This is a genomic window from Actinoallomurus acaciae, assembly GCF_042429965.1.
GTDB classification, from domain to species: domain Bacteria; phylum Actinomycetota; class Actinomycetes; order Streptosporangiales; family Streptosporangiaceae; genus Actinoallomurus; species Actinoallomurus acaciae.
The window spans coordinates 1-10,725 of sequence record NZ_JBHLZP010000282.1 but is presented as its reverse complement, the minus strand read 5'-3'; the positions used below and the strand labels follow the sequence as shown (position 1 = coordinate 10,725).

The 10,725-nt window shown below is 71.5% G+C and carries 12 protein-coding genes; 7 read left to right on the top strand and 5 right to left on the bottom strand.

All coding sequences use genetic code 11. The features are described from left to right. The coding region (locus ACFFNX_RS30455; protein WP_378209314.1) for an MFS transporter at positions 1–828 on the bottom strand (828 nt) is incomplete at its 3' end. A 164-nt stretch (positions 829–992) separates the two neighbouring features. On the opposite strand from ACFFNX_RS30455, the gene ACFFNX_RS30450 reads away from it, so the two are divergent. Beyond that, the gene (locus ACFFNX_RS30450) at positions 993–1,619 is read left to right on the top strand and encodes a dihydrofolate reductase family protein (RefSeq protein ID WP_378209313.1); all 627 of its coding nucleotides are present in this window, start codon (positions 993–995) and stop codon (positions 1,617–1,619) included. On the opposite strand, the gene ACFFNX_RS30445 is transcribed toward ACFFNX_RS30450, so the two are convergent. After that, positions 1,559–2,269 (bottom strand): response regulator, encoded by a 711-nt coding sequence (locus ACFFNX_RS30445; RefSeq protein ID WP_378209312.1) that lies wholly within the window; start codon positions 2,267–2,269, stop codon positions 1,559–1,561. The two genes, ACFFNX_RS30450 and ACFFNX_RS30445, sit on opposite strands and share 61 nt — an antisense overlap. 177 nt (positions 2,270–2,446) lie before the next feature. Between ACFFNX_RS30445 and ACFFNX_RS30440 the strand changes: the two genes are divergently transcribed. The 4 genes from ACFFNX_RS30440 (at position 2,447) to iolG (ending at position 6,515) form a co-directional block, all read left to right on the top strand. Continuing rightward, positions 2,447–2,740, top strand: a complete 294-nt coding sequence (locus ACFFNX_RS30440; protein WP_378209311.1) for a circadian clock KaiB family protein — start codon at positions 2,447–2,449, stop codon at positions 2,738–2,740. Then, positions 2,737–4,296 carry a circadian clock protein KaiC gene (gene kaiC, locus ACFFNX_RS30435; protein ID WP_378209310.1) on the top strand — a complete coding sequence of 520 codons (1,560 nt, stop codon included), beginning with the start codon at positions 2,737–2,739 and terminating at the stop codon, positions 4,294–4,296. The genes ACFFNX_RS30440 and kaiC overlap by 4 nt, the downstream gene beginning before the upstream one ends. Before the next feature lie 94 nt (positions 4,297–4,390). Then, complete coding sequence (locus tag ACFFNX_RS30430) at positions 4,391–5,419, top strand: PAS domain-containing sensor histidine kinase (RefSeq protein ID WP_378209309.1); 1,029 nt, start codon at positions 4,391–4,393, stop codon at positions 5,417–5,419. Positions 5,420–5,465: 46 nt separating this feature from the next. After that, a complete protein-coding gene (gene iolG, locus ACFFNX_RS30425) occupies positions 5,466–6,515 on the top strand; it encodes an inositol 2-dehydrogenase (protein ID WP_378209308.1) in 1,050 nt (349 codons plus the stop codon). A gap of 150 nt (positions 6,516–6,665) precedes the next feature. On the opposite strand, the gene ACFFNX_RS30420 is transcribed toward iolG, so the two are convergent. The 3 genes from ACFFNX_RS30420 to ACFFNX_RS30410 all read right to left on the bottom strand — a co-directional run bounded on the left by ACFFNX_RS30420 (position 6,666) and on the right by ACFFNX_RS30410 (position 8,168). Further along, positions 6,666–7,085: an integrase core domain-containing protein gene (locus ACFFNX_RS30420; protein WP_378209307.1), complete on the bottom strand. Its 420-nt coding sequence runs from the start codon at positions 7,083–7,085 to the stop codon at positions 6,666–6,668. Between the two features lie 110 nt (positions 7,086–7,195). Next, complete coding sequence (locus ACFFNX_RS30415; RefSeq protein ID WP_378209306.1) at positions 7,196–7,471, bottom strand: hypothetical protein; 276 nt, start codon at positions 7,469–7,471, stop codon at positions 7,196–7,198. Between the two features lie 133 nt (positions 7,472–7,604). After that, a complete protein-coding gene (locus ACFFNX_RS30410) occupies positions 7,605–8,168 on the bottom strand; it encodes a hypothetical protein (RefSeq protein WP_378209305.1) in 564 nt (187 codons plus the stop codon). Between the two features lie 527 nt (positions 8,169–8,695). On the opposite strand from ACFFNX_RS30410, the gene pgeF reads away from it, so the two are divergent. Together pgeF and ACFFNX_RS30400 are read left to right on the top strand one after the other, a co-directional pair. Then, positions 8,696–9,412: a peptidoglycan editing factor PgeF gene (gene pgeF / locus ACFFNX_RS30405; RefSeq protein ID WP_378209304.1), complete on the top strand. Its 717-nt coding sequence runs from the start codon at positions 8,696–8,698 to the stop codon at positions 9,410–9,412. Between the two features lie 205 nt (positions 9,413–9,617). Continuing rightward, on the top strand, positions 9,618–10,583 hold the full coding sequence (locus ACFFNX_RS30400) for a hypothetical protein (RefSeq protein WP_378209303.1): 966 nt from the start codon (positions 9,618–9,620) through the stop codon (positions 10,581–10,583). The last annotated feature ends 142 nt before the right edge of the window (positions 10,584–10,725 follow it).

Here is a 10,725-nt window from a genome sequence, read left to right as displayed (position 1 = left end):
TGGCAGCCGTGCGCCCAGCGCCGCGTACGCGACCGTGCCGGCCACGGCGCCCGCGCCGACCGCGCCGACGAGCAGCCCGAAGGCCCGTGGGTCGTGTGCCACGTCGCGGGCGTACAGCGGCAGCAGCACCTGGCCGAGGCCGGCGTCGAGCAGGTTCGTGATGAGGATCATGCCGACCGCCGACCGCAGCAGCCGGTCGTTCCAGAGGAACGCCAGCCCCTCGCCGAGGCCGTCGAGGTAGCCGCCGTCACGCTCGGGGCCGGCGGTGGAGGGGACGCCCACGCGGACCAGCGCCGCCGACAGCAGGAAGGTCGCGCCGTCGAGGAACAGCACGTCGGTCGGGCTCAGCCACACGATGAGGAGGCCGCCGAGCGGTGCGCCGACCATCTTGGCGCCGCGGTACGCCCCGTCGTAGGCGGCCGTGGCCCGCTCCATGGTGACCCGTGCGCGAACGGCCAGGTCGGGAACGATCGCCTCCCGCGCGGTCTCGCCCGGCGTGGCGAGCAGCCACCGGGCGAACAGCAGCACCAGCAGCAGCTCGAAGGACAGCCCGGTGGTGAGGTAGAGCACCGGGATCGCGATCACCATGAGCCCGCTCAGCAGATCGGACCACACGCTGGTGCGCCGCAGGCCGATCCGGTCGATGAGCGCGCCGGAGAAGGCGGCCGAGACCACCACCGGCAGGGCGGAGGCGAAGGCCGCCAGGCCCGTACGCACGGGGCTGCCGGTCGTCCGCAGGACGAACCAGGGCACGGCCAGCATCGAGAGCGCGTTGCCGGTGAGTGAGACGCCGTTGGCCGTGAGCAGGACGAATAACGACCGCCTCACCTGTTCTCCCGACGTGGCTGTGGTGGCTCCACGCTAACTCCCGGGCGGACCCCCGGCTCAATCCGACAATGAGAGAAGTCTTGACAAAAAAAGTTGTCGGTATCAGGGTTGGGACACACCGATCGCGACGGCAGGACCCTGCCGCAGGCCCCAGGAGAGCAGCGATGAAACTGACCGTGACCACGTTCCTGTCCCTCGACGGCGTCATGCAGGGCCCCGGCGGCCCGGAGGAGGACCCGAGCGACGGCTTCGACCTGGGCGGCTGGCTGGTGCCCTTCGCGGACGAGGACATGGGCCGCCACGTCGTCGAGTGGATGGCGACGGCGGACGCGCTGCTGCTGGGCCGTACGACCTATGAGATCTTCGCCGCGCACTGGCCCCGCGTCACCGACGAGCACGATCCGGTGGCCGCCGCGCTCAACACCCTGCCGAAGTACGTCGCGACCCGGACCCTGGAGTCGGCGGCGTGGGAGGGCACGACCCTGCTCACGGGCGACGTGGTGGAGCAGGTCAGAGAGCTGAAGAGCCGGCCCGGCCGCGACCTTCAGGTGCACGGGAGCGCGGGCCTCCTCCAGACCCTGGTGGCCCACGACCTGGTGGATGAGTACCGGCTCTTCGTCTACCCGGTGGTGCTCGGCCGGGGCAAGCGTCTCTTCGGAGCCGGTGCGGTGCCCGCGACGATGCGCCACGTGGCGACCCGGACGACCGGCGCCGGCGTCACCGTCCACACCTACGAGCGCGCCGGCGACCCGGTGTTCGGATCCTTCGCCCTCGACCCCGAACGGTCCTGACGACCGGCGGGGAGCAGCCCCTTGCGGGCGGCGACGGCGACCGCCTCACGGCGGCTGTGTGCCCCGAGCTTGTGCAGGATGTGTTGTACGTGGCCGCGGGCGGTGTGCTCGCTCATGCCCAGCCGGGCCGCGATCACCCGCGCGCCGAGCCCCTCGCCCATCAGCGCCAGGACCTCCCTCTCGCGCCGGGTGAGGGGGGTCGGCTCCTCCTCGGCGGCCTGCACGCGCAGACCGCGGCGGTACTCGGCGACCAGCGCCGCGAACGTGCCGCCCGCCACCATCGCCCGCGTCGCCGGAGGCGTGCGGATCGCCGCGAGGATGTCGGGGAACGGCCCGTCCTTGGCCAGGAACCCGGCGGCGCCCGCCGCGATCGCGGCGGCGAACAGCTCCGGCGCGGCGTCCCCGGTCAGGATGAAGACCCGGGCGTCCGGGCACTCCGCCTTGATGAGCCGGGTGCCGTCGATGCCGTCGGCGCCCGGCAGATGGACGTCCATGAGCACGACGTCCGGGTGCCGCGCGCGGGCCAGCAGCAGCCCTTCTTCGGCGGTGCCCACCGCGCCGACGCACTCCAGGTCCGGCTGGGCGTCGACGGCGATCGCGAGAGCCTCGGCGAGGGTTCGCTGATCTTCCACGAGCAGTACTCGCGTCATCCGAACGCACGACCCATGATCGGCATGCCTCCAGACGGCCCTGCCCGCCGCCGGTGTCCGGACCGTACGGCGCGGGTAGGCCGAGGAACAGGACATTTCCCAGCGTACCCAGGTGTGCTGCACCTCCCATCGCCGAGTGCGGCCCCGGTGGTCACCCCCTCCGCCGCAGGAGGATCAATGATCGATTTTTCCTTCCGCCTCTACGTCGCCGGGCGGACCGCCAGGTCCGAGGCGGCCGAGTCGAACCTGCGCCTGCTGTGCGAGGCGCGTCTGGCCCGCCATGCGATCGAGATCATCGACGTCACGGAGCGGCCCGACCAGGCGGAGGAGGCACGGATCCTCGCCACCCCCACCGTCATCCGGCTCACGCCGGCGCCGCAGCTGCGGGTCGTCGGCGATCTGTCGGACCACGAACGCGCGGCGGCCGTACTCGGGCTGCCCGGCGCGGTACTGGAGGAGGGACCACGATGACGGCACGTCGGCCGATCGAGCGGCTGCCGACCGGGATCAGCGGCTTCGACGACATCGCCGCGGGCGGCCTGCCCAAGGGCCGGCCCGCACTCGTGACCGGGACGACCGGCAGCGGCAAGACGTGCTTCGCGATCGAGTTCCTCGCCCGCGGCATCCTGCTCTTCGGCCAGCCCGGGGTCTTCGTGACCGCCGAGGAGACCGCGGACTCGATCCGCTGGAGCGCGGCGTCACTGGGTTTCGACGTCGAGGAGTGGGAGCGCGAGGGCCGGTGGATCTTCGTCGACGCCTCGCCGTTCGAGGGCGAGGAGCCGGTCAAGACCGTCGGCGCGTACGACTTCGGCGCGCTGATGGCCCGGATCGACCACGCGGTCCGCCGCAGCGGGGCGCGGCGGGTCTCCTTCGACTCGTTCAGCTCGATCATCGGTCGCTTCACCGACCTGGGGATCATGCGGCGCGAGCTGGTCCGGATCGTGTCCGGCATGCGGTCGCTCGGCGTCACGCTCGTGCTCTCCTCCGAGCGGACCGACGAGTACGACGGCATCTCCCGGTACGGCGTCGAGGAGTTCGTGCTCGACAACGTGATCGTGCTCCGCAACGTCCTGCGGGACGAGCGGCGGCGGCGGACCGTCGAGATCGTCAAGTTCCGCGGCCTGCCGCACCGTACGGGCGAGTGGCTGTTCACGATCGACCCCCGCGAGGGGTTCGTCGTCATCCCGCTCGGCGTGGCCCGCCCGCCGGCGCGCGCGTCCCTGGTCCGCGTCTCCACCGGCAACCCCGAGCTCGACCAGATGGTCGGCGGCGGCCTGTTCAAGGACGCGATCGCGCTGCTCACCGGGCCCGCCGGCGTGGGCAAGACGCTCACCGGCCTGAACTTCGCCTGCGGGGCGGCCGGCGCGGACGAGCGCTGCCTGTACTGCACATTCGACGAGACCCGCGAGCAACTCGTGCGCGACGCCGCCAGCTGGGGGATGCATCTGGACGCGATGGAGGCGGCGAACCGGCTGCTCGTGCACGCCGACTACCCCGAGTCGGCCTCGCCCGAAGACCACTTCATGCACCTGAGGCACGCCGTGACCGACTACGCGCCCAGCCGCATCGTCATCGACACGCTCTCGTCGCTGGAGCGGGTCGTCTCGACGCGGTCGCTGCTCGACTTCGTCATCGCGCTCACGACGATGGTCCGCGAGCGGGAGATCACCACGCTCATCACGGCCGCCTACACCGGCCAGTCGCCGTCGGGCGGGACGCCGTCCGGCGGGATCGACATCGCCCGGGTCACCGATGTCACCATCATGCTCCGCTACGTCGAGCGCATCGGCGACATCCAGCGCGCGATCGCCGTGCTCCAGGCGCGCGGCAGTACCCACGACCACGCCATCCGGCAGGTCACCATCGACGACGCCGGGATGCACATCGGCGATCCGCTGCCACGGGTCGCGCACGTGCTGTCCGGCAGCGCGGCGCTGACCGAGCAGCCGCCGTGGCCGGCCGCGCCGGACGCCGCCGTACGAGAGCCCGCGGGCGGCGCGGGCGGGGACCAGACGGGGCCACCATGAGCGGGCGAATCGATGAGCACGGCGAGCCGCTCGAGTACCGGCGAGGCGACGAGCACGGCGCCCCGGATGTCTCCCCGCCGGCGGAGGAGGGCACATGAGCACCCCGGTATCGGGCAGCCGGCCGCGGACCGGCCGGGACGCCGGGCAAGCGATCATCTCGGCGTCGGCGGACGGCATCGTCCTCGTGGGCGATGACGGGTACATCCGCTTCTGCAACCCCGCCGCCGGGGAGCTGTTCGGCCGCCCCGCGGACCACCTGCTGGGCGGTCCGTTCGGCTTCCCGATCGTCGCCGGCCGCGCGACCGAGGTGGAACTCATGCTGCCCGACGGCGGCGAGCGGATCGTGGAGATGCGCGTCACCAGCACACTCCTGGACGGAGAGCACCTCCACGTCGCCGCCCTGCGCGACGTCACCCGCCGGCGCCGGCTCGAACAGGACCTGGAGCGTGCGCTGGAGCGCCAGCACGCGACCGCGGCGGTGGTGGCCCACGAGCTCCGTAGTCCGCTGGCGGCGATCCGTACGCTCACCGACGTGCTGCGCGACCCCGCCGCGACCCTCACGCCGGAGCTGCGCGCCGACGTCGTCGACCGCATCGCCGAACGTACGGCCTTCCTCCAGTCGATGGTGGCCAAGCTGCTCACCGCGGCGCGGATCGACGAGGGCGTCGTACGGCCGCCGCTCGAACGCGTGCCACTCCTCGAACTGACCCTCGAACGGCTGGCGGATTTCGGCGAGCAGGCCGGCGAGGTCGCCGTCACCTGCGACGCCGGCCTGGTCGCGCACGTGAACCGCGATGAGATGTCCTCGATGCTCGTCAACTGCCTGGAGAACGCGTTCGCGTACGGGCGGCCGCCGATCAAGGTGAGCGCGACCGGGGAGGACGACCGGATCGAGCTGCGGATCAGCGACAGCGGCCCCGGCGTCCCGGAGGACTTCGTGCCCCGCCTGTTCGACCGCTTCGCCCGGGAGCCGGGCGCGGGGCGGCGGACCGAGGGCTCGGGCCTGGGACTGTGGATCGTCCGCTGCCTCGCCCGCGCGAACGGCGGCGAGGTGCGCTACGAGCCCGGCGACCACGGCGGCGCCTGCTTCTGCATCAGCCTGCGGCGCGCCCGGGATTCCTGAGCTGTCAGTCTGTACGGCGTCCCCTGACAGTGACGCGAGGAGTCCGATGAGACCGAAGGTGCGAGTCGCCCTGATCGGCCTGGGCCGGATGGGCCGCATCCACGCGAGCAACCTGGCCGGGCGCTGCCGGTCGGCGGAGCTGGCCGTCGTGGCCGACGCCGACGCCGGCATGGCCGCGGCCGCCGCCGAGGAGTTCGACGTGCCCTGGACCGCCGACGCCGACGAGATCCTGGGCGATCCCGCCGTGGACGCCGTGGCGGTCGCCACTCCCACCGCCACCCACGCCGACCTGGTGGTCCGCGCGGCACGGGCTGGCAAGCACGTCTTCTGCGAGAAGCCGATCGCCCTCGACCGGGCCGCGACCGTACGCGCCGTCGAGGAGGTCGCGGCCACGGGCGTGCGGTTCCAGGTCGGTTTCCACCGGCGCTACGACCCCGACTGGGTGGCCGCGACCCGGCGCATCCACGCGGGCGAGATGGGCGAGCCGTACCTGTTCCGTACGTCGCTGCGCGACATGAAGCCGCCGCCGGTGGAGTTCCTGGCCGGTTCCGGCGGGTTCTTCGTCGACATGACCATCCACGACCTGGACACCGCGCGCTGGATGGTGGGGGAGGTCGTCGAGGTCGCCGCGTACGGGACGGCCATCGCCGACCCGGCCATCGGGGAGATCGGCGATATCGACACCGCGCTGGTCGTACTGAGGTTCGAGAGCGGCGCGCTCGGCGTGATCGACAACAGCCGCGCGGCGGGGTACGGGTACGAGTGCTCGACCGAGGTGATGGGCCGGTCGGCCACGGTGCGGATCGACCGGCCGCAGCACCGCCACTACCAGTGGCTGACGCCGGACGGCGCGACGTACGGGATCAACCGCGACTTCGAGGAGCGGTACCCGCTGGCCTACGCCGAGGAGATGGAGGCGTTCGCCCGCTGCGTCCGCGACGGCACCGCGCCCGCCGTCACCGGCCTGGACGCACTCGCCGCCTTCGACCTGGCGACCGCCGCGGACCTGGCGTGGCGGACCGGCCGCGCGGTGCCGGTCACGCCCGAGCGAAGGGATGGCGGCGTCGTCTACTCCTTCGCCGACCAGGACCGCTAGGGCGTGTTTCAAAGTCTCGCCGTCCGGGACACTCCCCGCCCTCCCAGGGGGCGCCGACCCCACTTCCATTGTCAAGCCACCCCACACGCCAAAGGAAGACCACGCGCACGGCTGTGGAGAACCCACGACCCGATCACTTCGGGACAGGCTCTAGGTGTTCTGTCCCGTCAGGTTGGTGAGGGGGCTGGCGGGTGGGAGGCCGCCCAGCGCTGTGTGGCTGCGGTGATGGTTGTAGATGTGCAGCCAGGGTGCAAGGGCGGTGCCATGTTTGGTTTTGCTGGTGTAGGGGCGAGCGTAGGCCCGTTCGTCGGCCGGGGTGCGGTGGAGGCGTTCGACTTTGCCGTTGGTTTGGGGCTGGTAGGGGCGGGTGTGCTTGTGGGTGATGCCGGCAGCGGTGAGGGCGTCGCGCCAGGGATGGGATTTGTAGCAGCCGCTGTTGTCGGTAGGGACTCGCCGCACGGTGATGCCACAGCCGGTGACGTAGGTGTGAGCGCGGTGCCAGAACGCGACGGCGGTTTCTTTTGTGTTCGTCGGCCAGGATCTCGGTGTAGGCCGGGCGGGAGTGGTCATCGATGGCGGTGTGCGGGTAGCCGTGGCCCAGGTGCGCTCCGCCGTGCCGGTCCCGCGTGGCACCGGCGGTGGCGGCCCGCGTGGGGACGGGCTTCAGGTCGCCGTCGTCATCAGGGGAAGCTCACCTGGTGGATGCGGCAGAACCGCACGTGCCTGCAGAGCGCGTTGCGGCTGGAGCTCGCTCCGCCCGCGTTGGCGTTCGAGATGGCCTGCAAGCCGCTGTTGCGTGTGGGGCTGCGGATCGAGAAGGCGTTGTGGTTGTACGTGCCGTTGCCGTTGTGGTTGGTGTCGCCGGGCAGGCCCGCCGTCGTGGCGCCGTACGCCGGGGCCGCGGTCAGGCAGATCCCCAGGGTGAGGAGGACGACGAGGTCGCCTTTTCCTCTCATGGGCGAACTCCTTTCGGCGGGAGCGCGGACCGGCTCGGTCGGGGACATCGCGTGCATTCGCCTCCATACCCGGTCGCCGTCGGCGCACCGCGTACGGGCGGGGATGATGGCCCTCTCTTTGCCCCGGCCGGAATCAGCCGAAGAACCCGAAAGGCAGGGGGAGAGAGTCGGCGCCCGCCGAGGTCCCGAAGCCCGTTCCCGAGTCGGACGCCATCATCATGAACCCCTCCGGCCCCATGTACAGGAACGGGGCGCGCGGGCGCGGTCTCGGGACCGGCCGGACCTGGGGCACGACCGTATGTGGCACGACGGCCGGCGGCTGCACGGTCTGCGGTGGGACGGCCTGGGGCTGGACGATCTGGGGCTTGACGTCGGCGGGCGGGGTGGCGGGCGCCGGGGCGGGCCGCTCCGGCTGGATGATGGTCACCCTCTGGATGATGGTGCAGGAGGTGACGCGCCGGCAGAGTCCGTTCTGGACCGGGTTCGTACCGCCCGCGTTGCCGTTGTTGGTGTGCTGGTAGCCGCGATTGTGGGTGGGACTTCCCGACGAGAGGATGTTCCGGTTGTGGTGTCCGTTGCCATGGTGGTCGCCGTCGCGACGCGCGACGGCGGGCACCCGCGCCGCGTGTGCCGGTGGGGTGCGGGTGGCCCCGATGAAGGTCGTCGCGGCCGAAATGGCGACAACATGGTGAATCATTCCTCGTGACCTCTTGTGCGTCGGGGATTTATGCGATGCGCGTTCCGCTGGCGTACCCGGTGCCGCACCAGTGATCGTCTTCCCGCCGTTTACGGGAGGGATTATTACCGCGCCTTGGCGATGACCCGCGCTCGTCGCGGTGTGCGCGGAGGAGACGGCGCGGCCGTGTTCGGTGAGCGCCCGCACCAGCGAGGTACGGATCTGGTCGTCGCCCTCGACGATGAGCACCGGTGACACCCGAGCGCGGTGACTCGTGAAGGTATCGCCGGGCTTCCCGCTGGACGCGCCTTACCTCCGCCTTGGCCCCATCACCGGACAGAGCGTCCCCTGGGCGAGGACGCGGTGCACCGTGCCCTCAGCCGTACGGGCGGCACCGGCCCCGACGCCGGAGTCCGACGACTAGGAGTACGCCATCGCGTTGACCTGCGAGAACAACTCCCCGGTCGGCCGCTGACGGCGGGCGCCGCGGGCGGGGCTGAGCACGGCTCGGTTAAGCTCGGCGGCGATACATCGGGGGGAGCCACGCGATGAAGCCGGCGGGTCGAGTTCGCACCGTCATCACCGATCGGCTCGGCGGCGTCAGCGCCGCGCCGTACGACAGCCGCAACCTCGGCGGCGCGGTCGGCGACGACCCCGAGGCGGTCCGCCAGAACCGCGAGAAGACCGCGCTGGAGTTCGGGGCCGACCCGGCACGCGTCGTCTTCATGCGGCAGGTCCACAGCGCCGACGTCGCGTACGTGACCGCGCCGTTCGGGGACGAGCCGCCCGCGCTGGACGCGGTGTTCACCGATGAGCCGGGTCTGGCCCTGTGCGTGCTCGTCGCCGACTGCACGCCGGTGCTGATCGCCGACGCGGATGCCGGGCTGGTCGGCGCCGCGCACTCCGGGCGGGCCGGCACCGCCCAGGGCGTCGTGCCCGCGCTGGTCCGGGCGATGACCGCCCGCGGCGCGGATCCCGCCCGGATGAGCGCCCTGATCGGCCCGTGCGCCTGCGGGCTCTGCTACGAGGTCTCCGCCGAGCTGCGCGAGGAGGTCTCGGCGGGACTGCCGGAGTCGTGGTCCACGACCCGCCGGGGCACCCCGGCCCTCGACCTGCGCTCCGGCATCACGGCCCAGCTCGCCGCCGAGGGTGTCACCGAGATCCACCACGACGGCCGCTGCACCATCGAGAGCCCGGAGCTCTACTCCTACCGCCGCGACCGTACGACGGGTCGCTTCGCGGGTTACATTCGCCTCGACGCCTGATCCCGTCCGGCGCCTCCGGCGCGGCGTTTGTGCGGCCGGTGCCGCATCCTGATCCTCCGACCCGATTTCTCGCCTTTTCGACGGAGCCGGAGCAGGTCTCCAAAAAGACGGCGTAATTCGAGTAAAGAAATAAAGATCGACATCATTGCCCTCGCCGAGTTAGCCTGCGCGTGGCTTCATTTTCCATGCCCGGCGTTCGACACTTATGTCCGTCGTCGATGGCAATTTAACCACTATCGGGGAGAGGGAACCTGGAATGCGCTCTTTCTATAGAATGGGCGGTGGCCTCGGGGTCGTCACGGCGATGATGGCGGCCCCGGTGAGCGCGCCATCGGCATCGGCATCGGGCCAGTTCGCGGTGGCGTGTGACGCCACGGCGCTGGCCAGTGCGGTCATCGCGGCGAACGCCTCACCCGCCATACTCCGGCTGGCTCCACGCTGCGTTTACAACATCACCTCCCAGCTCCCGCAGATCACCGGAAACGTCGTGCTCGTCGGCGGGCCGAGCACCACGATCAGGCATGATCCGGCGACGGCCGCGAATTTCCGGCTCCTGGACGTCGGGGCCTCGGGAGGCCTTCGGGTCATAGGCATTTTTCTCCGCAATGGAAATCCTGCCGGAAATGGGGGCGGAGTCCAGAACGCCGGTCGGCTGGTACTCGACCATGTGACCCTCAACGGCAACCTCGCGGGCGCCTCGGCCGTCGCCGGTGGCAACGGTGGTGCCCTGGCCAACCTCCCGGGTGCGCGTGCGCTGGTCGCCCGCAGCGTGATCAGCTCGAACGAGGCCATCCGCGCCCTCGCCGAGACCGGCACGGGCAACGGCGGCGGGATCGACAATGCCGGCGACCTGACGATCTTCGCGAGCCGTCTGGTCGCGAACAACGCCACCAGCGCGCTGTCCGTCGCGGGCACGGGCAACGGTGGAGGCCTGGCGACGCAGCCGGGCGGCGTGTCCCGCGTCATCCAGGCCACCATCAACGAGAACACCGCGACGAACGCCGGCGGCGGTGTGTTCAACGCGGGCACCACCTCGCTCATCCGCAGCCTCGTCCTGCGCAACCGGGCCACGATCGCCGGCGGCGTGTTCGGGTCGGTGACCCTGCGCCGTTCGATCGTGCGCGGCAACACGCCCGACAACTGCGTCCCGGCCGCTCCGGCCTGCAACTGAAGGGCGGGGGACAGATGATGCGAACCTCGATTCCGGCCGGCCGCGTCGCCGCGGGCCTCATCCTCGCCGCCTCGGCCACCCTGGGCGCCGTCCCGGCGGAGGCCACCGCGGACGCGCCGCGGACGACGCCGTACGCGGTCGG